This window comes from Kitasatospora sp. NPDC054939 (assembly GCF_053610105.1).
In genome coordinates this window covers 52721-76376 of sequence record NZ_JBSGXP010000019.1, presented here as the reverse complement: position 1 = coordinate 76376, position 23656 = coordinate 52721, and the positions used below count along the sequence as shown (strand labels likewise).

The window sequence follows — 23656 nt, the reverse complement described above, 5'->3', positions numbered from 1 at the left end:
GCCGCACGGGGGCGTCCGGGCGGGCGCGTCGTCACGGACGCGTCCGGGCGGGCGCGGGGCGGCGCGGCGGGAGGCCGCGGCGCCGGGCGGCGAGGGTGAGCCGGAGCACCTCGGCGCCGAGCGGGCCTGCCTGCAGGGCGAGCGGGCAGCCGCGCCGGGCGAGCAGCAGGTCGCCGGCGGCGGCCAGGTGCTCGGGGCAGTCGGCGTCCGGTCCGAACAGCAGGGGGCCGCGCAGGACGTACCAGACGGTTTCGGCGTCGGGGCGGCCGGTGGCGGCGTGCCGGGCGCCGGGGCTGAGCCGCAGGTGGTCGAAGGACTCGCAGTCGCTGGCGAGCATCTCCCGGCGGGCCAGGCCGCGGACGCGGACCCGGGCGCCGTCGGGGCCCAGGACGACGGTGGCGGAGCCGGAGTCGGTGGTGACGATCATTCCGGTTCGCCTCCTTCCTGCTCGGTCCGGGGGGTGCTCCCCGGGACGGTGAGGACGGCGTGGAAGTACTCGATCCCGTCGGGCCCCGCCGTCAGGACGGTCCGGGTGCCGAGGGGCAGGGTCAGGCCGGTGCCCTCGACCAGCGGGACGAGCATGTCGGGCGCGTCCGCGGTGCCGGTGCCCGCGGTGACGTACAGCGCGTGCTCGACCTCGTCGGCGGTGACCTCGGTGCTGCTGCCGGCCTCCAGCCGCTGGAGGCCGACGCCGCGCAGGGGTCCGGTCAGCACCCGGCCGGGGTCGACGGCCCCGCGCCGGCGGAGATCGGTGATGACGGTGCCGGTCATGGCCGGTGCCTCCCAGTCGCTTCGTTCGGCGGCCCCTCGGTGCCGAGGGGCCGGCTTCCGGTCTCCACCGTCCGCCGCCCGCCGTCCCGGCCGCACGGGCCGCGGGTCCCGTTCCGCTCCCGCCGCCGCAGCGCCCGCGTCCCGGGGCCGTACCAGGGCCGTCCCGGGGCCGCGCCGCTGCCGTCCCGGGGCCGTTCCCGACGCCGTGCCCGGGCCGCCCGGGACCGGCGGGCGCCCGCCCGCACGGGGCCGCGACGTACCGTGGAACTCGGGGCCCGCCCGTCCAGCCCGGAGGCCGCGGCCATGGATGCCACCGGTACGTACTTCGCCGACCGCACGGAAGCCGGTCGGCGGCTCGCTGCCCGCCTGGGCCACCTGGCCGGCACGGATCCGCTGGTGGTGGCGCTGCCCCGGGGCGGGGTGCCGGTGGCGGCCGAGGTGGCCGCCGCGCTCGGGGCCCCGCTGGACATCTGCGTGATCCGCAAGCTCGGGGTGCCGTACCAGCCGGAGCTGGGCATGGGGGCGATCGGCGAGGACGGCGTGCGGGTGCTCAACGACGAGGTGGTGCGGGCGGCCGGGGTCGCACCGACGCAGCTGGCCGAGGTGGAGGCCAGGGAGCGGGCCGAGCTGGCCCGGCGTGCCCGGCGCTACCGGGGCGGCCGGCCGCCGGCCGACCTGCGCGGGCGCACCGTGGTGGTGGTCGACGACGGCATCGCCACCGGGTCGACGGCGCGCGCGGCCTGCCTGATCGTCCGGGCCCGGGGGGCGGCCCGGGTTGTGCTGGCGGTTCCGGTGGCGCCCCCGGACTGGACGGCGCGGCTGGCCGGCGTCGCGGACGAGCTGGTCTGCGTGGGCACGCCGTCGCCGTTCTTCGCGATCGGCGAGTTCTACGCGGACTTCTCGCAGACCGGCGACGAGGAGGTGCTGCGCCACCTCGCGCACGCCCGCGGCGCCGGCCGTCCGGCCGTGGCAGCCGACCGCGAGGTGGTGGTCGCGGCCGGCGGCGTACGGCTGGCGGGTCGGCTGACGGTGCCGGCCGGGCCGTCGGGGGTGGTGGTGTTCGCACACGGCAGCGGCAGTGGGCGGCACAGCCCGCGCAACCGGCAGGTGGCCGCGGAGCTGAACCGGGCGGGGCTGGCGACGCTGCTGTTCGACCTGCTGACGGACGCGGAGGAGGCGGACCGGCGCAACGTCTTCGACGTGGAGCTGCTGGGCGCCCGGCTGACCGCAGTGGCCGAGCGGGCCGGCGGGCCGCCCGGGGCGGCCGGCTTCGCGGAGACGGCCGGGCTGCCGCTGGGCCTGTTCGGGGCCAGCACCGGGGCCGCCGCGGCGCTCTGGGCGGCGGCCCGGCTCGGTACCGGGGTGGGCGCGGTGGTGTCCCGGGGCGGGCGGCCGGACCTGGCGGGCCCGGCGCTGGCCGGGGTGACGGCGCCGACCCTGCTGATCGTCGGGGCCCGGGACAGCACGGTGATCGACCTGAACCGGCGGGCGCGGACGCGGCTCCGCTGCGAGAGTGAGCTGGTGCTCGTCCCGAACGCCGGGCACCTGTTCGAGGAGCCCGGGACGCTGGACCGGGTCGCCGGGCTGGCCGGGGAGTGGTTCACCGGACACCTGCGTCCGGCGGCGCGCGGACCGCTGACACAGACTTCGTGAAACCGCCGCGCCACGCCTAGCAGATTGCGCAGTGGCAGACCCGATTTTCTGATCACCTTGTACACATTGAACAGTGGAATTCCGACCTGTTGCCCAACCCCCCGGACAGGAGCAAGCTCAGCGCTCAGCCGCACCGCCCACCCCCTGCGGAGCGCCAGCCCCCAGCGGAATGCCTCAACGTGGAGGAACGACCGATGACCCCGCAGACCCACGCCCTTGAGCTCACCCCCGAGGAGCGCGAGGCCGGTCTCGACGCCGAGCAGCTGCGCCGCCTCGTCGGCCTCGTCGAGCACGACCCCGCGACGGACCCGTTCCCGGTCACCGCGCAGGACGCGGTCGTGTTCGTGGTCGGCAACGCCACCCAGACGGCGCAGTTCTACCAGGTCGTCTTCGGCATGGAGCTGGTCGCCTACTCCGGCCCGGAGACCGGCCGCCGCGACCGCAAGGCGTACGTGCTGCGCTCCGGCTCCTGCCGCTTCGTGATCAAGGGCGGTGTGCTGCCGGACAGCCCGCTGCTGGACCACCACCGCCGCCACGGCGACGGCGTCGTCGACCTGGCCCTGGAGGTCCCGGACGTCGACAAGTGCATCGCGCACGCCCGCGCCACCGGCGCCACCGTGCTGGAGGAGCCGAACGACGTCTCCGACGAGCACGGCACCGTGCGCCGCGCCGCGATCGCCACCTACGGCGAGACCCGGCACACCCTGATCGACCGGTCCCGCTACCACGGCCCCTACCTGCCGGGCTTCGTCGTCGCCGAGTCCAAGGTGGTCCGCCCCGAGGGCGCCCCGAAGCGGCTCTTCCAGGCGCTGGACCACGCGGTCGGCAACGTCGAGCTGGGCCGGATGAACGAGTGGGTCTCGTTCTACAACCGCGTCATGGGCTTCGTGAACATGGCCGAGTTCGTCGGCGACGACATCGCCACCGACTACTCCGCGCTGATGTCCAAGGTCGTCGCCAGCGGCAACCACCGGGTGAAGTTCCCGCTCAACGAGCCGGCCATCGCCAAGAAGAAGTCCCAGATCGACGAGTACCTGGAGTTCTACACCGGCCCCGGCTGCCAGCACATGGCGCTCGCCACCAACGACATCCTCACCACCGTCGACGTGCTGCGCTCGCGCGGCGTGGAGTTCCTCAACACCCCCGACTCGTACTACGACGACCCCGAGCTGCGCGAGCGGATCGGCAAGGTCCGGGTGCCGATCGAGGAGCTGAAGAAGCGCGGCATCCTGGTCGACCGCGACGAGGACGGCTACCTGCTGCAGATCTTCACCAAGCCGATCGGCGACCGCCCGACCGTCTTCTACGAGTTCATCGAGCGGCACGGTTCGCTGGGCTTCGGGAAGGGCAACTTCAAGGCGCTCTTCGAGGCCATCGAGCGCGAGCAGGACGCCCGCGGCAACCTCTGAGCAACGGACGGGTCTGGGAGGAGCAGGGACGATGGCGTACTACCGGCAGCTGGGCAGCATCCCGCCCAAGCGGCACACGCAGCACCGCACGCCCGAGGGCGGGCTGTACTACGAGGAGTTGATGGGTGAGGAGGGGTTCTCCTCGGACTCCTCGCTGCTCTACCACCGGGGCATCCCGTCGGCCGTCGTGAACGCCGTGCCGTGGGAGCTGCCCGACCAGTCGCTGGTGCCCAACCACCCCCTGCTCCCCCGCCACCTCAAGCTGCACGACCTGTTCGCCGGCCAGGAGTGGAAGTCCGCGGACGTCGTCGCCGGCCGCCGGCTGGTCCTCGGCAACGGCGACGTGCGGATCTCGTACGTCGCCGCCGGGGCCCCCAGCGAGCTGTACCGCAACGGCCTGGGCGACGAGTGCGTCTACGTCGAGTCCGGCTCCGGCACCGTCGAGACGGTGTTCGGCGCGCTGGAGGTCGGCCCGGGCGACTACGTGATCATCCCGCGGGCCACCACCCACCGCTGGGTGCCGGCCGGGGACGAGCCGCTGCGCGCCTACTGCATCGAGGCGAACAGCCACATCACCCCGGTCAAGCGCTTCCTCTCCAAGTACGGCCAGCTGCTGGAGCACGCGCCCTACTGCGAGCGGGACCTGCGCGCCCCCTCGGAGCCGCTGCTGGTCGACGGCGGGGACGTCGACGTCCTGGTGAAGCACCGCGGCCCGAACGGCATCGCGGGCACCCGCTACACCGTCCCGCACCACCCGTTCGACGTGGTCGGCTGGGACGGCTGCCTCTACCCCTACGTCCTCAACATCGCCGACTACGAGCCGATCACCGGCCGGATCCACCAGCCGCCGCCGGCCCACCAGGTCTTCGAGGGCCACAACTTCGTCATCTGCAACTTCGTGCCCCGCAAGGTGGACTACCACCCGCTGTCCATCCCGGTGCCGTACTACCACTCCAACGTGGACAGCGACGAGGTCATGTTCTACTGCGGCGGCGACTACGCGGCCCGCAAGGGCTCCGGCATCGGCCAGGGCTCCATCTCGCTGCACCCCGGCGGCCACACCCACGGCCCCCAGCCGGGCGCGTACGAGCGCTCCATCGGCGTCGAGTTCTTCGACGAACTCGCCGTCATGGTCGACACCTTCCGCCCGCTGGAGCTGGGCGAGGGCGGCCGGGCGAGCGAGGACCCGAACTACGCCTGGACCTGGTCGGGCCGGGGGCCGGGCCGATGAGCATCCCGGCACTGTTCCGCGGCCTGTTCGACGACGCGGCGGTCTTCCCGCCCGGCAACCTGCCGGTCGCCGAGGCCGTCCCCGCCCACCGCGCGCACCGCGGCGCCCGGTACGCCGACGCCGTCGGCCCGTTCCTCTGCGGGGCGGGCCGGCTGACCGAGCTGGCCGCCGTCCCCGGGTCCGCGGGCCTGCGGGTCGGGCTGGTGCTGCCGGGGGGCAGCGCCGAGCTCGGCCCGGCCCTCGCCGACGCCGCGCCCTTCGAGGTCGCCGGGGTCGAGATCGCCGCCACCGACGTCGCCGAGGCCGTCGCCGCCCTCGACCTGCTGCTGCCGCCGGACGTCCCGGCCGCCGTCGAGGTGCCGCGCGAACTGCTGCGCGGCGACGGGCTGGACGAGGTCCTGGACGCCCTGGTGGACAGCCCCTACCGGGCCAAGTTCCGCACCGGGGGCGTCGTCGCGGGCGCCTTCCCGGACGAGGCCGAGCTCGCCGCCCTCCTCACCGGCTGCGCGCAGCGGGGCCTGCCGTACAAGTGCACCGCCGGACTGCACCACGCCGTCCGGCACACCGACCCGGTCACCGGCTTCGAGCACCACGGCTTCCTCAACGTGCTGCTGGCCGCCCAGGAGACCGACCCGGCCGCCGCCGCCGACCTGCTCGCCGAGCGCTCCGGCGAGGTGCTCGCCAAGACCGTCCGGGAACTGACCGACCACCGGATCACGGTGATCCGCAACTCGTTCACCGCGTTCGGCACCTGCAGCATCGCCGAACCCCTGGACGACCTGGCCGCGCTCGGCCTGCTGTCGTTCGACCCACCGCCCCAGGAGGACCGTTGAGCACCCCCCGCAGCTGGTTCGCGCCCGCGAACGACTCGCCGTTCGGCGTCCACAACCTGCCGTACGGCGTCTTCACGGCCGGCGACCGACCGGGCCGGCGCCGGATCGGCGTGCGCGTCGGGGACTTCGTGCTGGACGCCGGCGCCGCCGCCCGCGCCGCCGGGGCGCCCTCCGTGCTGCTCGACGCGGACAGCCTCAACCCGCTGCTGGCCGCGGGCCGTTCGACCTGGACCGGGGTGCGCACCTCGCTGGTCCGCTGGCTCACCGACGAGACCCGCCGGGACGCCCTGACGCCGCTGCTGCTGCCGCTGGCCGAGGTCGAGCTGCACCTGCCGTTCGAGGTCGCCGACTACGTCGACTTCTACGCCTCCGAGCACCACGCCTCCAACCTGGGCCGGATCTTCCGCCCCGGCTCGGACCCGCTCACCCCCAACTGGAAGCACCTGCCGATCGGCTACCACGGCCGGGCCGGCACCGTCGTGGTCTCCGGCACCCCGGTCGTGCGCCCGCAGGGCCAGCGCAAGGCGCCCGCCGACGCGGTGCCCTCCTTCGGCCCCACCCGGCGGCTGGACATCGAGGCCGAGGTCGGCTTCGTCGTCGGCGCGCCGTCCGAGCTGGGCTCGCCGGTGCCGCTGGACCGCTTCCGCGAGCACGTCTTCGGCGTCTGCCTGGTCAACGACTGGTCCGCCCGCGACATCCAGGCCTGGGAGTACGTGCCGCTCGGCCCCTTCCTCGGCAAGTCCTTCGCCACCTCGGTCTCCCCGTGGATCGTGCCGCTGGACGCCCTGGAGCACGCCCGGGTCGCCCCGCCCGCCCGCGACGTCGAACCGCTCCCCTACCTCGACGACCGCGGCGGCGAACCGTGGGGCCTCGACCTGGCGATGGAGGTCCGCCTGAACGGCCACCCGGTCTCCCGGCCGCCGTTCGCCTCCATGTACTGGACGGCCGCCCAGCAGCTCACCCACATGACCGTCAACGGCGCCTCGCTGCGCACCGGCGACCTGTTCGCCTCCGGCACCGTCAGCGGCCCCGCGGCGGACACCCGCGGCGCCCTGATCGAGCTCACCTGGAACGGCGAGGAGCCCGTCAAGCTGGCCGACGGCAGCACCCGCACCTTCCTGGAGGACGGCGACGAGGTGACCATCACCGCCACCGCCCCCGGCCCGGACGGCACGGTGGTCGGCTTCGGCGAGGTGACCGGGCGGGTCGTGCCGTAGCCCGCGCGACCCGGGGCCCGCACCCACCCGTCCCGCCGCACGCCAATTGCCGGTCGGTCTAAGGTCGGGGCAGCGACGACGACGAAGGGGAGCGGGCCCATGGGCGCAGCGGTGGCAGAGGTGCAGGTCTTCACGGACGGCGCGGTCGGACGGATCGTGCTCGACCGGCCGCGGGCCCTCAACGCGCTGACGCCCGGCATGATCACCGCCGTGCGGTCGGCCCTGGAGGCGTGGGCCTCGGACGGCGCGGTCACCGCCGTGGTGCTGACCGGCGCCGGGGAGCGCGGACTGTGCGCGGGCGCCGACATCCGGCTGTTCCACCGCGACGCGCAGGCGGGCGGCGCCGAAGCCCGGGCGTTCCTCCGCGCCGAGTACCGGCTGAACGCGCTGATCGGCCGGTACCCGAAGCCGTACGTCGCGGTGATGGACGGCATCACCATGGGCGGCGGGGTCGGCCTCTCCGCGCACGGCGGCGTCCGGATCGTCACCGAGCGGTCGGTGGTCGCCATGCCCGAGACCCGGATCGGCCTGGTGCCGGACGTCGGCGGCACCCTGCTGCTGGCCCGCGCCCCCGGCGAGCTGGGCACCCACCTGGGCCTCACCTCGGGTTCGATGACCGCCGGTGACGCCCTGCTCTGCGGCTTCGCCGACCACTTCGTCCCGTCCGCCGCGCTACCCGCCCTGCTGGCCGCGCTGGCCGACGGCGGCGACCCGGCCGCCACCGTCGCCGGGTACTCCGAGCAGGCGCCGGCCGCCCCGCTCGCCGCGGAGCGCGACTGGATCGACGCCTGCTACGCCGCCGACAGCGCGGAGGAGATCGTCGAGCGCCTGCTGGCGGTCGGCGCGCCCGCCGCCAAGGAGGCCGCCGAGCAGGTGCTCGGCAACTCCCCGACGGCCGTCAAGGTCACCCTGGCCGCCCTGCGCCGGGCCCGCGGGCTGGCCGGGCTGGAGGCCGCCCTGGAGCAGGAGTACCGCATCTCCGCGACCGCGCTGACCACCCACGACCTGGTCGAGGGCATCCGCGCCCAGGTCGTCGACAAGGACCGCGACCCGCGCTGGAGCCCGGCCGCCCTGGCCGCGGTCGGCGCGGACGAGGTCGCCCGCTTCTTCGCCCCGCGCCCGGACGACGAGCTGCGGCTCGCGTGACCACCGTCTCGCCTGGCGAGACTGGCGCCCGCGGCGCGGGTCGGCGATCGTATGCACCGTCAGTGTGCCGTCGAGCAGCGAATGGGAGTCAACGGCGATGACCGAGAGCGGGACCTACGAGACCATCCTGGTGGAGCGCAAGGGGCGGGTCGGGCTGATCACGCTCAACCGGCCGAAGGCGCTCAACGCCCTCAACACCGAGCTGATGAACGAGGTCGTCGCCGCGGCGCAGGACTTCGACCGCGATCCGGGGATCGGCTGTCTGGTGATCACCGGGTCCGAGAAGGCCTTCGCCGCCGGCGCCGACATCAAGGAGATGCAGGGCAACGAGTTCCCGGGCGTCTACCTGGACGACTGGCTGGGCCCCTGGGACGAGCTCGGCCGGCTCCGCAAGCCGGTGATCGCGGCGGTGGCCGGCTTCGCGCTGGGCGGCGGCTGCGAGCTGGCGATGCTCTGCGACATCCTGCTGGCCGCGGACACCGCGAAGTTCGGCCAGCCGGAGATCAAGCTCGGCGTCATCCCGGGCATCGGCGGCTCGCAGCGGCTGACCCGGGCGATCGGCAAGGCCAAGGCGATGGAGCTGTGCCTGACCGGCCGGATGATGGGCGCCGAGGAGGCCGAGCGGGCCGGCCTGGTCTCCCGGGTCGTCCCGGCCGACCAGCTGCTCGCCGAGGCGCTCGCCACCGCCGAGACGGTCGCCGCGATGTCGGCCCCGGCCGCCGTGATGATGAAGGAGAGCGTCAACCGCGCCTTCGAGACCACCCTCTCCGAGGGCGTGCGGTTCGAGCGGCGGCTGTTCCACGCGCTGTTCGCCACCGCCGACCAGAAGGAGGGCATGGCGGCCTTCGCCGAGAAGCGCCCGCCGTCCTTCGGCCACCGCTGACCGTGCCGCCCGCGGGCCCGGTTCCCCGCACGGGGGCCGGGCCCGCGGCGTGGCCGGGCCCTCCGGGCTACCCGGGTCCGCGATGTAACCGGGTAGCCCGGACGGGTGCCCTCCGCAGGCGGCCCGGCCGGTGCGCTGCGGACCATGAAGGCGTCCCGTGCCGTCCGCCCGTCAGGAGTACGCCGCCGTGGTCGCACCGCTCCCCTCCCCCGTCCCCCCGACCGGCGGGCCCGGCCCGCTCGGACTGCTCGCCAAGGCCGCCTGGCAGGTCCTGCTGGTCGCCGGACTCGTCTCGCTGGCCCTCGGGGTGGTCGTCTTCGTCTGGCCGAAGCAGACGCTCATGGTGGTGGGCGTGCTGTTCGGCCTCTACCTGCTGGTCATCGGCATCGTCCAGCTGGTCGCCGCCTTCGGCACCCACACCTCCACCGCGCTGCGGGTGCTCGCCTTCATCAGCGGCGCCGTCTGCGTGCTGCTGGGCCTGCTCTGCTTCCGCAGCGCGGCGCAGTCCGTGCTGCTCCTGGCCATCTGGATCGGCATCGGCTGGCTGTTCCGGGGCATCACCCAGATCGCCGCCGCGGCCTCCGACCACGACATGCCCGCCCGCGGCTGGCACGCGTTCGCGGGCGCGGCCAACACCCTGGCCGGGGTGCTGCTGATGGTCTGGCCGGTCGGCTCGATCACCGCGCTGACCGTCCTGGCCGGGTGCTGGCTGCTGATTCTCGGCGTGGTCGAGATCGCGACGGCCTTCGGCGTCCGCAGCCGCGCCGAGCGCCTGCCCGCGGACGTCTGAGCCCCGGACGTCCGCCACCCCGGACGTCCGAACCGCGGGGCGGGCGCGGCGCGGCGGGCCTCAGAGCCAGCGGGCCGCGTCGGTGCCCCAGCGGCCGGGCGGGCGGGACCAGTCGGTCGGCGCGCCCAGGTAGGAGACCGGCGGCCGTGCGTGGCGCAGCCGTCCGTACGGCGAGTCCGTCCCGGTGATCCAGCGGGCCGGGTCGTACGGCTCGGCCCCGGGCGGGTCGGCGGGCCCGATGCCGTGCATCAGCCAGGCGGCGGTGCCGGCCAGCGAGTACCGCAGGAGGCGGCCGCCGGGGCGGGTGGTGCGCTGCTCGGTGAGGGCGCGCAGGACGCCGGCCGCGATCAGGTAGCCGGTGCCGTGGTCGAGGGCCTGGGCGGGCAGCGCGCCGGGGCGGCCGTCGGCGGCGGCCTCGATCACCGCGATGCCGACGCCGGCCTGGACCAGGCTGTCGAAGCCCCGGCGGTCGGCCCACGGGCCGCTCCGGTTCCAGGCGCGCAGTTGGGCGACGACCAGGCCGGGGCGGCGTTCGAGCAGTGCCTCGGGGGCGAGGCCGTGGCGGTCGAGGGCGCCGGGCCGGTAGCCGGTGACGACGGCGTCGGCGGTGGCGAGGAGTTCCTCGAAGGCGGCCCGGTCGGCCGGGTCGGCGAGGTCGAGGCGGGTGGAGCGCTTGCCGAAGCCGGTGTCGGCGTGCGCGTCCTCGGCCTCGGGGTACTGCGGCGGGTCGATGCGCAGCACATCGGCGCCGAGCAGGGCGAGGGTGCGGGTGGCGACCGGTCCGGCGATGACCCGGGTGAGGTCGAGGACCCGCACGCCGCGGGCGGGGAGGTCCGCGGGGCCCAGCGTCCTGGCGGCGGCCGGGTCGGCGACGGCGGTCTCGACGAGCGGCAGCCGGTCCTCGCCCGGGGGCGCGACGGCGACGGCCAGCGCCCCGGCGGCGTAGGCGCGCTCCTGGACCTCTTCGGCGGGCCGGTCGCGCAGCGCGGCGGCGAGCTCCTCCGGTCCGGCGCCGGCGGGCAGGCCGAGGGTGGCGAGCAGGCGCTCGCGGTGGTGCGGGTAGTTGGCGTGGGTGCGCACCCAGCCGTCGGCGGCCTGCCAGAAGCCGGAGTGCGGGGCGAAGGAGACCGGGGCGCGGCCGTCGATCCGCAGGTGGCGTTCGCTGACGAAGGCGGTGGCGACGGCGCCCTGGTCGATCCGGACGGGCGGGACGTCGCCGCCGTTGCGGTGGGCGGCGAGTTCCGCGGCGGCGAGGGAGCAGGCCGCGACGGTGGCGCGGGCGAGCCGGCGGACGGGCAGCCGGGAGGGCAGGACGGCTTCGGGGCCGTCGAAGGCGACCCGTTCCGGCAGGTCGGCGGGACCGCCGAGGGCGGCCCAGGCGTGTGCGGTGGGCCGGTCGATCGAACGCTCTGTCATGGACGCATTGTGCTACCGGGACCGGCGGGTTCTCCGTGATCCCGGCCACCCCTGCCGCCCCTGACGCCCCCCGACACCCCCGACGACCCCCGATCGCTCCGGTCCACCGGGGCGCCGGGGCGAACGGCGGGTGGCGGGGCGGCGGGCAGCCGGGCGGCGGGTCAGAAGGTGAAGGGCAGCGAGCGCACCCGGTGGTCGAAGCTGGAGGGGACCAGCTCCGGCTCCCCGGCGGAGCGCAGCTCGGGCAGCCGGGTGAGGAGCTCCCGGTAGAGGACCTTCATCTCCTGCCGGGCGAGGTGGGCGCCGAGGCAGTAGTGCGGTCCGCCGCCGCCGTAGCCGAGGTGGGGGTTGGGGCTGCGGGTGATGTCGAAGGCGTCCGGGTCGGGGAAGACGGTCTCGTCGCGGTTGGCGGAGCCGAAGTAGAGCACCACCTTGTCGCCGGCCCGCAGGTCCGTGGTGCCGATCCGGTGGTCGGCGGCCAGGGTGCGGCGGAACTGGATGATCGGGGTGGAGTGGCGGACGATCTCGTCGACCGCGCCGGCCAGGTGGTGGTCGAGGTCGCCGAGCAGCAGGGCGCGCTGCTCCGGGTGGACGGTGAGCAGGTGCAGCCCGTGGGCGAGGGCGTTGCGGGTGGTCTCGACGCCGGCGACCAGCAGCAGGGAGAAGAAGGCGCCGAGTTCACGGCCGGTGAGCCGGCGGCCGTCGACGTCGGCGGTGACCAGGGCCGAGATCAGGTCGTCGGCGGGGCGGCGGCGGCGTGCGCGGCCGAGTTCGGCGACCATGCCCTGCATCCGGGCCAGCGCCAGCAGTCCGCGGCCGGGGACGCGCAGCCGGCGGCGGGCGACGCCGGTGTGCTCGGAGGCGTGGTTGACCTGGTCGAGGATGCCCGGGCGGTGCTCCTCGGGGATCCCCATCATGTTGCAGATGACCTGGAAGGGCAGTTCGGCGGCGACGGCGGTGACGAAGTCCGCGGGGCGCTCGGCGGCGACCCGGTCGACGAGCCGGGCGGCGACCTGCCGGATGTCGTCCTCGACCCGGGCGATCAGGCGCGGGGTGAAGGCCCGGGAGACGATCCGGCGCAGCTGGGCGTGCCGGGGGTCGTCGAGGTTGACCATGGAGTCGCCGAAGAGCAGCCGTACCCAGCGGGCGGGTTCGGGGGTGGTGACGCCGGGGCCGCTGAGGAAGACGGCGGGGGTGCGGCCGGCCTCGACCACGTCGGCGTACCGGACGAGGGCGTAGTGGCCGCGGGCGGGGCGGCGGCCGGCGGCGGGGCGCTCGGTGACGAAGGCGGGTCCGGGGAGTCGGCGCAGGGCGGCGAAGGCGGCGGCCCGTTCGGCGGCCGGCCGCCGCCAGAAGCCCGGGTCGGCGAGGTCGGCGGGGGCCGTGAGGGGGTGCGCCGCGGTGGCCATGGCGGGGGCTCCTGTCCTGCTGGGTGCCCACATTTAGCGGCCACCGGCCGGTCCGCTGTCAAACCGCAATGACCATATGACTTAAGCAGGTTGACGGTACGGCGGAACGGAGCGCGGACGGGCGCCGCCGACCCGGCGCGAACACCCCCGGCGCGCGGCCGGCGGGCATGGTCTCACGGTGCGGAACCGGCCAATGACCGAGGGGGTGGCGCGACGGGGCGGCCGCAAGTGCGACGATGAGTGCCATCGTGTTGACCGACCGGATCCGCTCGCTGCGCGCCGTGGTCTTCGCCACCCTCTGTGTGGCGCTGGCCGCCACGGCGCACGTCTCCATGGCCGGGTCCGGGGTCTCCGCTCCGGTGCTGGCCTGGGCGTTCGCGCTGACGCTGGCACCGACCTGGCTACTGGCCGGCAAGCGCCGCGGACTGGCGCTGATCGGCGGCTGGATGACGGTCACCCAGACCGCCCTGCACCAGCTCTTCGCCCTGGCCGGCACCGCGCGGGCCGGTACCGCGGCGGGTCCCGACTGGGCCTCGCTGCTGCTCTGCAACCCCGACCGCGCCCCGGCCGGGCTCGCCCCCGCCGACCTGGCCCGGATGGCCGGCCTCGACCCGGAGACCGTCCCCGCCGCCGGCGGGCACCACGGCGGACACGGGGCCGCCCACGCGGCGTCCGGCTCCGGCGGGCTGTCCGGTCCGCTCCACGGCATGTCCGCGGGGATGCTCGCCGCGCACCTGCTGTCGGCGCTCGCCTGCGCCCTGCTGCTGTGGCGCGGCGAGGCGGCGCTGGCCCGGCTGTCCGACCTGCTCGGCGCCCTCGCCGGGGTGCTGGCCGGGGCGCTGCTGCCCCTGCTCGCGCTGGCCGTCCGACCGGTGCACGAGCCCCCGGCGCAGCCCCGGACGGGCGGCCGGCCCGCCCGGCTGCCGCGGATGGTCCTGCTCTCGCACGCCCTGGTCCGGCGCGGTCCGCCGGCGACCGCGGTCAGCTGACGCGCCCGCACCCGGCCACCGCCGGTACGGGCAGGTCGCCCCTGCGCGCCGCCGGTCCACCGACCGCGCCCGCCCGGGGCCCGGCACCGTGCGCCCGGCGGCGTACGGAGGCCCTACCGACGTCCGCGGCGCCGTCCGCAACGGCGCCGCGCCCTGTGCATCCCCTCAGGACGTGCCATGCCCCGCCACACCCTCCTCGCGCAGCCGCGCGAACAAGTCCGCCGACCACTGGGCCGAAGGACCCCCGGCCGCCGCCACTCCGCGCAGCCGCTCGGCGTCCGCCCGCCAGGCCCGGCAGCCCGCGCACCGCGCGAGGTGCGAATCCAGCCGCGGCTCCGGCAGACCGGACGGTTCACCGTCGAGCCGGGCGGAGAGGGCGGTACGGAACTGGGCGCATCTCATGCTCTTATCGTCCCGCACCCCGCACCGCTGCGCGCCTCCCGGGTCGGGGGCCGCCGCCGTGGATGACGCCCAGCTGACCGCCCTCGCCCTCACCGCGCGCCACGGCCGGCCCGCCGACATCGAGGCGTTCGTCCGGGCCACCCAGCGCGACGTGTGGCGCTTCGTGGCCCACCTGACCGACACCCAGTCCGCCGACGACCTCGCCCAGGAGACCTTCCTGCGCGCGCTGCGCGCCCTGCCCGCGTTCGCCGGGCGCTCCTCGGCCCGCACCTGGCTGCTCTCCATCGCCCGCCGGACCGTCGTCGACCGCTACCGCAGCGCCGCCGCCCGGCCGCGCTGCGCCGCCCTGCCCGACTGGCAGGAGGCCGCGGAACGCCACAGCCGCCCCCCGGCGGCCGGGTTCGAGGACGGCATCGCCCTCGACGACCTGCTCGCCCACCTCCCGGCCGAGCGCCGCGAGGCGTTCGTGCTCACCCAGGTCACCGGGCTCAGCTACGCCGAGGCCGCCCAGGTCACCGGCTGCCCGGTGGGCACCGTCCGCTCCCGGGTCGCCCGCGCCCGGGAGGAGCTGATAGCCCGGCTGCGGGCCGCCGAGGCCGCGGCCTCCCCGGCGCTCGCCACCGCCTGCTGACCCGCGCCGGGCCCGGCCGCCGGTTCGCCACCGGTGGCCGGCCCCGGCGCGGCGGCAGGGCCGGTCGTCCGTCGGCTCGGCCGCGGCGGCGCCCCGGCTCGCCAGCACCGCCTCGAAGACCAGGGCCAGTTCGCGGGCGTCCTCGCCGGCGTGGTGGGTGTGCGGGACGCCGGTGAGGCCCAGCGCGTGCTTGATGACGCCCTTGCGGCTCGCCACCCACTCGCCGCCGGTCAGGCCCATCCAGTAGCTGCGCAGGTCGATCCCCGAACCGGTCGCGCCGAACGGGCTGCGGCCGGTGAAGCGCAGGAAGTACCAGTGGACGAACATGCCGTCCCAGACGGCGGGCCCGGCGAGGAAGACCGGGCGGCCGGTGCGGCGCAGGCCGTTCACCCAGCGCGCCGCGGCCCCCATCGCCTCCTCGGCGGTCGGCGCCTCGCGCAGCAGCCGCTCCCGGTCGAGCCCGGAGACGGCCAGCGCGGCCGGGACGAACTCCTCGGAGATCGGCCGCAGTTCGGTGTAGAAGGACAGGTCGGGGCGGCCCACGACGGCCATCCCGAGGGAGATCATGCTGTACGGCCCCGGGATCGGCCCGTCGGCCTCGACGTCGACGGCGATGTAGAGCTCTGCAAGGTCGGCCATTTCCGCACAGTAGGGACCCCGGCCCGTCCGGGACCACTGAATTACGGCCCGCCCGCCCGGCCGTCCCCACCTTCCCGGAGATTCCCCCAAGTGTTCGGGAACTCCGCCCGCTCCGGATCCGACTGCTGTCCCGGACGCCGCCGACCGGTGGCGTCCGGACACGCGGGCGCGGTGGGAGGAGAGGCGTTGGTGACGCAGGAGGCGGTCCGCGATCGCTGGAGCCTGGTGATCGCGGCCGGACTGCTCTCGTTCGTGGCGATGCTGGACATGAACGTGGTCAACCTGGCGCTCGCCGACATCGCCCGGAGCTTCGGGGTCTCCGCCGGGGCGGCCCAGTGGGCCGTGCTCGGCTACCAGCTGCCGGTCGTCGCCCTGCTGCTGCCCGCCGGGCGGTGGCTGGACCGGGTCGGCACCCGCCCCGCCGTCCTGCTGGCGGTCGCCGGCTTCGCGCTGTGCAGCGTCCTCGCCTCGCTGGCGCCCTGGCTGGGCCTGCTGGTGGCCGCGCGGCTGGCGCAGGGCGCCTTCGGGGCCGTGCTGTTCGTGCTGATGCCGGTGCTGGCGGCGACGTCCGTCCGCCCCCAGGTGCGCGGCCGGGCGATGAGCGTCCCGGCCACCCTCGGACCGCTCGGCGCGGTGACCGGGCCGGTGATCGGCGGGCTGCTGCTCGACCACGTCGGCTGGCGGGCGGTCTTCCTGATCAAACTGCCAGTCTGCGCGGTCGCGTTCTGGCTCACCCGGCGGAACGCGCCGCGCACCGGCCGACTGCGCGCCCCGGACCGCGGCGCACTCGGCGACGCCGCCCTGATCGGCACCGCCGTGGCCGCCGTCCTGCTCGCGCTCACCCTCTCGGCCGGCTCCCCCGCCTGGCTGCTGCTCGCCGCACCCGCCGTCCCGCTGGTCGCGCACTGGCTGCGCGGTCCCGGCGGGCAGCCGGTGCGCGAGACCCTGAGGCTGTCCGGCACCACCGGGGTGAACGCCTCGGTGCTCGCCCTCGCCGCCGGCTTCGCCGCCACCCACTACCTGCTGGCCCAGCACCTGCGCCGGGCCGCCGGGATCAGCGCCACCGCCACCGCGCTGACCATGCTGGCCTTCCCGCTCGGCATGGTCCTGGCCGGACGGCTCGGCGGCCGGCTCGCCGACCGCTGGGGCGCCGTCCCGACCGCACTCGCGGGCGCCGCCGTGACCACCTGCGGACTGCTGCTGCTGATACCCGTGGACACCGGCTGGTCGCCCGCCGCCATAGCCGCCCGGCTGGCCCTCGCCGGGGCCGGGATGGGCCTCAACGGCGGCCCCACCCAGGCCGTGGTGATGACCGCCGCCCCGCCCGGTCGGCCGGCCACCGCCGCGTCCGCCGTCCAGCTCTCCCGCGCCCTCGGCTTCGCCCTCGGGCCCGCCCTGGCCACCGCCGCCGTCACCCACCCCGGCGGATCCGTCCGCCCGGGACTCGTCCTGGCCGCGCTCGCCGCCGCATCGGCCGTGGCCCTGCTCGCCGTCCACCACCGATCGACCCGGAGGAAGACCCCGTGACCGACCTGACCGACCGGCCGGGCCCGACCGCCCCCGCCGACCTTGCCTCGCCGTCCGCCGAGGCCGCCGGGGCCGCGGCTCCGCGCTGCCCGTACGGCCACGACGGCGCAGCGCTGCCCTCGCCGGTGCCGCTGTACGGCGAGGCGTACAAGACCGACCCGTACCCGCTCTACGGGCGGATGCGCGAAGCCGGACCGGTGCACCGGGTGCGCTTCCCCAGCGGGATCGCCGCCTGGCTCGTGACCGGCTACCGGGCGGCCCACGAGGCGCTCAACGACCCGCGGCTCGGCAAGAACCACGCGCTCGGCAACGACAACTGGCGCAGACTCGCCTCGATCATGCCCGAGCCCCAGCACTCCCAGCTGCAGGTGCACCTCCTCCACCAGGACCCGCCCAAGCACACCTCGATGCGCCGGCTCGTCGTGGACGCCTTCGCGCCCCGCCGGGTGGAGTCACTGCGCCCGCGGCTGCAGGAGCTGGCCGACGCCCTGGTCGACGAGCTGCCCGAGACCGGCGGCGCCGATCTGGTGGCCGGGTTCGCCGCGCACTTCCCGTTCCGGGTGCTCGCCGACGTCATCGGCCTGCCGCCCGAGTTGGCCGCCCGCTTCGACCGGGACTGGGGCAAGGTGGTGCAGCCCGTCGGCCCGCAGGACCCGGGCCGCCCCGCGTACGAGGCCCGGCTGCGCGCGCTCCAGGGGTACATCGCCGACGTGGTCGCCCACAAGCGGGCCCACCGCGACCCGGACGGCCCCGACATCGACCTGCTCGGCCGGCTGGTCGCGGCCCACGACACCGGGGAGCTCACCCGGGAGGAGCTGGACTCCATCGTCTTCCAGCTGCTGGTGGCCGGCCAGGAGCCGGTGACCAACCAGATCACCACCATGCTGATCACCCTGCTCCGCCACCCGGAGCAGCTCGACCGGCTGCGCGCCGGGCTCGCCGACGACCCCGCCCTGCTGCCCCGGGCGATCGAGGAACTCTTCCGCCACGACGCCGCGTTCGAGCTGACCACCTGGCGCTTCTTCGCGGAGGACAGCGACCTGCACGGCACCCGCATCCCGGCCGGCGACTCGGTGATCGTCTCGCTCTGCGCCGCCAACCGCGACCCCGCGCAGTTCCCGGACGCCGACGCGCTCGACTTCGACCGCACCCCGAACGCCCACCTCGCCTTCGGCCACGGCATCCACTACTGCCCCGGCGCCGCCCTGGCCCGCGCCGAACTGCAGATCGCCGTCGGCACCCTGATCGGCCGGCTGTCCGGCCTGCGGCCGTCCGCGGAACCCGGCGACACACTCGACGAACTCGCCTGGATCCCGGCCGTCCTGGCCCGCGGCGTCAACCGGCTCCCGGTCGCCTACGACAAGCGCACCTGACCCACCGCCACCTCTGCTCCAGCGCCCCGGAATCCGGCGAACGGCCGGGGCGCCGATCCCGCCTACCCGAAAGGCCCGCCGCCATGCCGTCCGCCGGCACCGTGACGACCACCGCCCGCATCCCCGCCCCGGCACCCGCCGCCCCGGCCCCGCCGCCGAGCGCCGAGGTCGACCGGATCTGCACCGCGATCCTCGCCCTGCTGCTGCCGCACCGCCGCGCCTCCGACCCCGAGGCCGCCGCCGCGCCCGCCGACTTCCCGCTCCAGCTCCGACAGTTGGCCGACTTCGTGACGGCCGGCGAGCCGGTGCTCTTCACCCTGCCCGGCTTCCCCTGCAAGTCGCCCAACCCCGCCAAGGTGCTCGGCCACCTCCCCGACGAGGGCGAACGGCTCTCGCTCACCTTCCTGGACGGGCTCTGCGCCGCGATCGGCGAGCTCTACCGCCCCGGCGCGCGGATACTGATCTGCTCCGACGGCCACATCTTCGGCGACCTGATCAACGTCCCGGACGACCACATCGACGCGTACTCCGACGAGTTGAGCGCGATGATCGCACGCGAGGGCCTGCACCGGCTCGCCACCTTCGACCTGCGAGCCGTCCTCGGCGACCTGCCGTACGACGAGAAGCGCGCCCGCGTCCACACGCAGTACGCCCCCGCAAAGGAGGACCTGCGCGCGCAGATGCACACCGACGAGGAGACCCTGCGGCTCTACCGGGGGATCACCCGCTTCCTGCTCGACGACACCACCGGCTTCACCGGCACCAGGTCCGCCCTGCAGCGGCACTGCCGCGACCGCGCGTACGGGGTCATCCAGCGCAGCCGGGCCTGGGGCGACCTGATCGCCGAGCAGCACCCGCGCTCGTTCCGGCTCTCCATCCACCCGCAGCGGGTCGGCGCCGCCAAGTTCGGCATCCGGCTGCTGGAGGCGCGCGACGCCTGGACCACGCCCTGGCACTCCTCGGTGCTCCACCACCCGGACGGCCGGTGGGAGCTGCTGCGCAGCGCGGAGGCCGCACAGCTGGGCCGCCCGGTCCTGCGGGACGGCCGGCCCAGCCACTACGAGGCGGGCTGACCCGGTGCAAGGGTGCCGGTCCGCGCGGACCGGCCCCCTGCGCACCGCCCCGCTCAGGAGGCGCCGCCCGCTCAGGAGGCGCCCCGCTCAGGACGCGCCGGCGGTGCTGCGCTGCGCCCCGTCCGGGCGGGCCGGAGCCTGCCGGTGGTCGAAGGCGATCAGCGGATCGCCGGTGAGCGGGTGCTCGACCACCGCCGCGCGCACCCCGAACACCTCGGCGAGCAGCTCGGCGGTGAGCACCTCGCGCGGTTCGCCGGACGCCACCAGGACGCCCCGGTGCAGCACGTGCAGCCGGTCGCAGACCGAGGCGGCGGCGTTGAGGTCGTGCAGCGCGACCAGCGTGGTGCGGCGCTGCTCGCGCAGCAGGGCGAGCAGCTCGACCTGGTGGCGGACGTCCAGGTGGTTGGTGGGCTCGTCGAGCACCAGGACGTCCGGCTGCTGGGCGAGCGCCCGGGCGAGCAGCACCCGCTGGCGCTCGCCGCCCGAGAGCTGGGCGAAGCGCCGGCCGGCCGCGTCCGCCATGCCGACCCGGTGCAGCGCCTCGGCGACCAGCCGGTGGTCCTCGGCGTCGTCGGCGGCGAAGGCAGGCTTGTAGGGGGTGCGGCCCATCGCGACCACCTCGCGGACGGTCAGCTCGAAGTCCCCGCCGCGCTCCTGCGGCAGCGCCGCGATGTGCCGGGCGGACTCGGCGGCGGACAGCCCGGTCAGGTCGCGTCCCGCCAGCAGGACACGTCCGGCGCTGGGCCGCAGATGCCGGTAGACGGTGCGCAGCAGGCTGGACTTGCCGCTGCCGTTCGGCCCGACCAGTCCGGCGATCTCGCCCTCCTTGGCGACCAGGTCGGCGCCGGCCACGACCGTCCGGCCGGCCAGGGTGACGTGCAGGTCCTCGACGGCGATCCTCAACTGCGCTCCAGTCGTCGGTCCAGCAGGTAGATCAGGGTGGGCGCGCCGAGCAGCGAGGTGACCACGCCGATCGGCAGCTCCTGGGTCTCCAGCACCGTACGGGCCGCGGTGTCGACCACGACCAGCAGGACGGCGCCGGTCAGCGCGGAGAGCGGCAGCAGCCGGCGGTGGTCGCCGCCGACCAGCAGCCGGCAGACGTGCGGCACCATCAGGCCGACGAAGCCGATCGCCCCCGAGACGGCGACCAGCACCCCGGTCAGCACACTGGTGACGACGAAGAGCTCGCGGCGCAGCCGGGTGACGTCCACCCCGAGACCGGCGGCCGTCTCGTCGCCCATCAGCACCGCGTTGAGGCCCCGGGCGCGGGCCTGGAGGGCCGCCAGGCCGAGCAGGACGGCGGCGGCGGGCACCGCGAGCTGGCTCCACACGGCGCCGCTCAGCGAGCCCATCAGCCAGAACAGCACGCCGCGGGTCTGCTGCTCGTCGTCGGTCTGCAGGACCAGATAGCTGGTGAAGCCGGCCAGGAACTGGCCGATGCCGATGCCCGCCAGCACCAGCCGCAGCGGGGAGAAGCCGCCCCCGCGCCGGGCCAGCACCCAGACCAGCGAGAAGGCGGCCAGGGCGCCCGCGAAGGCGGCGAGCGAGACGGCCGTCCCGGCGGCGTCGGCGGCGTTCAGGCCGAGCCCGGCGCCGAGGACGATCACCGCGACGGCGCCCAGCGAGGCCCCGGAGGAGATGCCCAGCAGGTACGGATCGGCCAGCGGGTTGCGGACCAGGGCCTGCACGGCGGTGCCGACCAGCCCCAGCCCGGCGCCGACCAGGGCGGCCAACAGGGCGCGGGGCACGCGCAGTTGCCAGACGATCAGGTCGCGGGTGCCGGGCTCGGGGGCACGGCCGGTGAGCCGCCGGGCGACCACCGACCAGACCTCGCCGGGCGGGATGTCCACCGAGCCGAGGGAGACGGCGGCGGTGAGGGCGGCGACCAGCGCGGCCCCGAGCACGGCGGCCAGCGGGCCGGCCCGCAGGGCGTGCTCCCTGCGGGCCGGGCGCGGCGTCCTCGACAGCGTCGAAGCCATCGGCTACCGGCCGTTCTTGACGAGCGACGGGTGCAGGGTCGCGGCGATCTGCCGGACCGTGTCGGCGTTGCGGACCCCGGCGATCGTGGTCACCTCGGAGCCGATCCGCAGGAACCTGCCCTCCTGGACGGCCTTCAGCCCCTGGGTGGCGGGGAACTCGCGGAGGAACTTCTCGGCGTCGTCGAAGGCCTTGCGGTTGGCCTCCTCGCTGCCCCGGTTGCGGACGCCGAGCTGGATCCAGTCGGGGTTCTTGCCGACCACCTCCTCCCAGGAGACCGGCTTGCGGTCGGCCGAGCAGTCGGCGAAGACGTTGCGGGCCCCGGCCATGGTGATCACCGCGTTGGCGACCTGCTGCGAGCAGACCGCGATCGGCTGCTTGGTGCCGGCGTCGAAGTCGAAGAAGAAGTAGCCGGGCCGCTGCTCGGAGGGCACCCCGGCCAGCGCACCGGCCACCTCGCCGGTCTGCTTGCGCATCGCCGCGACCAGCTCGTCCGCCTTCCCCTGCGCACCGACCACGGTACCCAGCCGCTTGATGTCGTTCTCGATGTCGGCGAGGTCGGTGCGCGGGCCCTTCGCCGCCGCGGGCGTGCCGGCGCAGGCGGTGGAGAGCAGGTACACGTGCTTGATCCCGGCGGCCTTGAACTCCTCCTCCGAGGGCAGCGTGGCGGCCCCGCCCATCATGCCCATCGCCCCGAAGGTGTCGACGTACAGGTCGGCGCCGGAGCCGAGCAGCTTCTCCTTGGCTATCGTCTTCTCGCCCAGCACCGGCACCTTGGCGCCCTGCTCGGCCAGCGCGGACGGCAGGCTGCCCTTGCCGGGCGGGAAGCCCGTCCCGATGACGCGGTCGCCGGCGCCGAGCTGCAGCAGGAGCTCCAGGCTCGCCGCGTTGCTGGTGACGATCTTGCGCGGGGCCGCGTCGAACGAGGTCTCCTTCCCCGCGCAGTCGGCCACCTTCACGGGGTAGCCGCTGCCGCCGCCGGTGGCCTCGGCCTTCCGGTCACTGCTGCCGGCACCGCTCCCGCAGGCCGTGGCGAACAGGGCGACGGCGACGGCGACACCGCCGAGGACGCGAGGGCGCATGACAACTCTCCTGGTTGGACGGACGTGCCGGGCCCGGCGTGCTGCGGACCCGGACCAGGTAGTCGGATACGCCAGCCGATCGGTTCCCACGACTTCCGGCGGAGGGGGCGGTGGCCTCCGGCGGGGGCGGTCGGTTGCCTCCGCTGGGGCGGTCGGTGAGTTCCGGCGGGGCGGTGGCCACCGGCGGGGCGGACGGTGACGGCCGCCGCGGGGGTTGCCTCCGGCGGCGTGGCCCGCGGACCGGCCCGGTACCGTCGGGTGCCATGGCGCACCCCCTGGACGACCTCGGCCTGCCCGTTCCGCTCGGCCCCCGCCCCGTACGCCGCGTGGTGTCCCTCGTACCGTCCCTGACCGAGGCCGTCGCGGCGAGCTCCCCCGGCCTGCTCACCGGCGCCACCGACTGGTGCAGCCACCCCGCCGGCCTCGCGGTGGAACGCATCGGCGGCACCAAGAACCCCGACACCGCCCGGATCGCCGCCCTGGCCCCCGACCTGGTGCTCGCCAACGCCGAGGAGAACCGCGCCCTCGACCTGGACGCCCTGCGCGCCGCCGGACTCCCCGTCTGGGTGACCGACATCCGCACCCTGGACCAGGCGTTCACCTCGCTCGACCGGATGCTCCGCGACGCCTGCGGACTCCCCCGACCGGCCTGGCTCGACGCCGCCGAGGCCGCCTGGCAGGACGTCGCACCGCCGCAGCGACCGGTCCGCGCCGTCGTCCCGATCTGGCGCCGCCCCTGGATGGTCCTCGGCAGCGACACCTTCGCCGGCGACCTGCTGCGCCGCCTCGGCGTCGCACCCCTGCATGCCGACCACCCCGAGCGCTACCCCGCCGTCCCGCTCCCGGACCTGCTCGCCGCCCGCCCCGACCTCGTCGTCCTCCCCGACGAGCCGTACCGGTTCACCGCCGGGGACGGCCCCGAGGCGTTCCCCGGCGTCCCGGCCGCCCTGGTCAGCGGACGCCACCTCACCTGGTACGGGCCCTCGCTCGCCGAGGCCCCCGCGGTACTCGCCGCCCAGCTCGCCCGGGCGCAGGCGTGACACCCGCCGACCCGCCCGGACCCCGCCGCACGGCACCCGCCCGGGGCGCGGACGGGCCCCCGTCGTAGGATGCCGCCCTGCGCCGGACGATCCGGCGCCAGGAGGGGGTACGGGGCATGGGGGACAGCATCGTTCGGCCGGTCGGGGCGACCCGCGGAAGCACCG

The 23656-nt window shown here is 75.7% G+C and carries 23 protein-coding genes; 15 read left to right on the top strand and 8 right to left on the bottom strand.

Going from position 1 to position 23656, the window contains the following annotated elements:
- Positions 1 to 31: 31 nt before the first annotated feature.
- Complete coding sequence (locus ACWGB8_RS08495) at positions 32 to 427, bottom strand: hypothetical protein (protein WP_452211515.1); 396 nt, start codon at positions 425 to 427, stop codon at positions 32 to 34.
- Complete coding sequence (locus ACWGB8_RS08490) at positions 424 to 771, bottom strand: hypothetical protein (RefSeq protein ID WP_452211513.1); 348 nt, start codon at positions 769 to 771, stop codon at positions 424 to 426. The genes ACWGB8_RS08495 and ACWGB8_RS08490 overlap by 4 nt, the downstream gene beginning before the upstream one ends.
- Positions 772 to 1074: 303 nt before the next feature.
- Here ACWGB8_RS08490 and ACWGB8_RS08485 point away from each other — a divergent pair, with 303 nt between their 5' ends.
- The 8 genes from ACWGB8_RS08485 (at position 1075) to ACWGB8_RS08450 (ending at position 9933) form a co-directional block, all read left to right on the top strand.
- Complete coding sequence (locus ACWGB8_RS08485) at positions 1075 to 2424, top strand: phosphoribosyltransferase family protein (protein WP_452211512.1); 1350 nt, start codon at positions 1075 to 1077, stop codon at positions 2422 to 2424.
- A 194-nt stretch (positions 2425 to 2618) separates the two neighbouring features.
- Positions 2619 to 3833 (top strand): 4-hydroxyphenylpyruvate dioxygenase, encoded by a 1215-nt coding sequence (gene hppD, locus ACWGB8_RS08480; RefSeq protein ID WP_452211510.1) that lies wholly within the window; start codon positions 2619 to 2621, stop codon positions 3831 to 3833.
- 31 nt (positions 3834 to 3864) lie between these two features.
- Entirely contained in the window at positions 3865 to 5064 is a 1200-nt protein-coding gene (locus ACWGB8_RS08475) for a cupin domain-containing protein (protein ID WP_452211508.1), read from the top strand.
- The gene (locus tag ACWGB8_RS08470) at positions 5061 to 5897 is read left to right on the top strand and encodes a hypothetical protein (protein ID WP_452211507.1); all 837 of its coding nucleotides are present in this window, start codon (positions 5061 to 5063) and stop codon (positions 5895 to 5897) included. Before ACWGB8_RS08475 ends, ACWGB8_RS08470 begins: the two co-directional genes overlap by 4 nt.
- Complete coding sequence (gene fahA, locus ACWGB8_RS08465) at positions 5894 to 7114, top strand: fumarylacetoacetase (protein ID WP_452211505.1); 1221 nt, start codon at positions 5894 to 5896, stop codon at positions 7112 to 7114. The genes ACWGB8_RS08470 and fahA overlap by 4 nt, the downstream gene beginning before the upstream one ends.
- 99 nt (positions 7115 to 7213) lie before the next feature.
- The gene (locus tag ACWGB8_RS08460; RefSeq protein WP_452211503.1) at positions 7214 to 8260 is read left to right on the top strand and encodes an enoyl-CoA hydratase/isomerase family protein; all 1047 of its coding nucleotides are present in this window, start codon (positions 7214 to 7216) and stop codon (positions 8258 to 8260) included.
- 97 nt (positions 8261 to 8357) lie between these two features.
- A complete protein-coding gene (locus tag ACWGB8_RS08455) occupies positions 8358 to 9143 on the top strand; it encodes an enoyl-CoA hydratase (protein WP_452211502.1) in 786 nt (261 codons plus the stop codon).
- A 157-nt stretch (positions 9144 to 9300) separates the two neighbouring features.
- A complete protein-coding gene (locus ACWGB8_RS08450; protein WP_452211501.1) occupies positions 9301 to 9933 on the top strand; it encodes an HdeD family acid-resistance protein in 633 nt (210 codons plus the stop codon).
- Positions 9934 to 9993: 60 nt separating this feature from the next.
- Here ACWGB8_RS08450 and ACWGB8_RS08445 read toward each other — a convergent pair whose 3' ends face one another.
- Positions 9994 to 11349, bottom strand: a complete 1356-nt coding sequence (locus ACWGB8_RS08445) for a CoA transferase (protein ID WP_452211499.1) — start codon at positions 11347 to 11349, stop codon at positions 9994 to 9996.
- A gap of 161 nt (positions 11350 to 11510) precedes the next feature.
- Positions 11511 to 12758, bottom strand: a complete 1248-nt coding sequence (locus ACWGB8_RS08440; RefSeq protein ID WP_452211497.1) for a cytochrome P450 — start codon at positions 12756 to 12758, stop codon at positions 11511 to 11513.
- Between the two features lie 236 nt (positions 12759 to 12994).
- Between ACWGB8_RS08440 and ACWGB8_RS08435 the strand changes: the two genes are divergently transcribed.
- Positions 12995 to 13747, top strand: a complete 753-nt coding sequence (locus tag ACWGB8_RS08435; protein WP_452211496.1) for a hypothetical protein — start codon at positions 12995 to 12997, stop codon at positions 13745 to 13747.
- Between the two features lie 165 nt (positions 13748 to 13912).
- On the opposite strand, the gene ACWGB8_RS08430 is transcribed toward ACWGB8_RS08435, so the two are convergent.
- A complete protein-coding gene (locus tag ACWGB8_RS08430; protein ID WP_452211494.1) occupies positions 13913 to 14149 on the bottom strand; it encodes a zf-HC2 domain-containing protein in 237 nt (78 codons plus the stop codon).
- Positions 14150 to 14207: 58 nt separating this feature from the next.
- Between ACWGB8_RS08430 and ACWGB8_RS08425 the strand changes: the two genes are divergently transcribed.
- The 5 genes from ACWGB8_RS08425 to ACWGB8_RS08405 all read left to right on the top strand — a co-directional run bounded on the left by ACWGB8_RS08425 (position 14208) and on the right by ACWGB8_RS08405 (position 19392).
- Entirely contained in the window at positions 14208 to 14780 is a 573-nt protein-coding gene (locus ACWGB8_RS08425; RefSeq protein ID WP_452211492.1) for a sigma-70 family RNA polymerase sigma factor, read from the top strand.
- Between the two features lie 295 nt (positions 14781 to 15075).
- On the top strand, positions 15076 to 15300 hold the full coding sequence (locus ACWGB8_RS08420) for a hypothetical protein (RefSeq protein ID WP_452211490.1): 225 nt from the start codon (positions 15076 to 15078) through the stop codon (positions 15298 to 15300).
- A 308-nt stretch (positions 15301 to 15608) separates the two neighbouring features.
- Complete coding sequence (locus tag ACWGB8_RS08415; protein ID WP_452211489.1) at positions 15609 to 16946, top strand: MFS transporter; 1338 nt, start codon at positions 15609 to 15611, stop codon at positions 16944 to 16946.
- Between the two features lie 113 nt (positions 16947 to 17059).
- The gene (locus ACWGB8_RS08410; RefSeq protein ID WP_452211525.1) at positions 17060 to 18319 is read left to right on the top strand and encodes a cytochrome P450 family protein; all 1260 of its coding nucleotides are present in this window, start codon (positions 17060 to 17062) and stop codon (positions 18317 to 18319) included.
- Between the two features lie 83 nt (positions 18320 to 18402).
- Positions 18403 to 19392 carry an L-tyrosine/L-tryptophan isonitrile synthase family protein gene (locus ACWGB8_RS08405; RefSeq protein WP_452211487.1) on the top strand — a complete coding sequence of 330 codons (990 nt, stop codon included), beginning with the start codon at positions 18403 to 18405 and terminating at the stop codon, positions 19390 to 19392.
- Positions 19393 to 19479: 87 nt separating this feature from the next.
- On the opposite strand, the gene ACWGB8_RS08400 is transcribed toward ACWGB8_RS08405, so the two are convergent.
- The 3 genes from ACWGB8_RS08400 to ACWGB8_RS08390 are packed head-to-tail and all read right to left on the bottom strand — an operon-like array spanning position 19480 to position 22451.
- Positions 19480 to 20295, bottom strand: coding sequence for an ABC transporter ATP-binding protein (locus ACWGB8_RS08400; RefSeq protein WP_452211485.1), 816 nt, complete (start codon positions 20293 to 20295; stop codon positions 19480 to 19482).
- A complete protein-coding gene (locus ACWGB8_RS08395) occupies positions 20292 to 21371 on the bottom strand; it encodes a FecCD family ABC transporter permease (RefSeq protein WP_452211483.1) in 1080 nt (359 codons plus the stop codon). Before ACWGB8_RS08395 ends, ACWGB8_RS08400 begins: the two co-directional genes overlap by 4 nt.
- A 3-nt stretch (positions 21372 to 21374) precedes the next feature.
- Positions 21375 to 22451, bottom strand: coding sequence for an ABC transporter substrate-binding protein (locus ACWGB8_RS08390; RefSeq protein WP_452211482.1), 1077 nt, complete (start codon positions 22449 to 22451; stop codon positions 21375 to 21377).
- 263 nt (positions 22452 to 22714) lie between these two features.
- Here ACWGB8_RS08390 and ACWGB8_RS08385 point away from each other — a divergent pair, with 263 nt between their 5' ends.
- A complete protein-coding gene (locus ACWGB8_RS08385) occupies positions 22715 to 23491 on the top strand; it encodes a helical backbone metal receptor (RefSeq protein WP_452211480.1) in 777 nt (258 codons plus the stop codon).
- Positions 23492 to 23656: the final 165 nt, after the last annotated feature.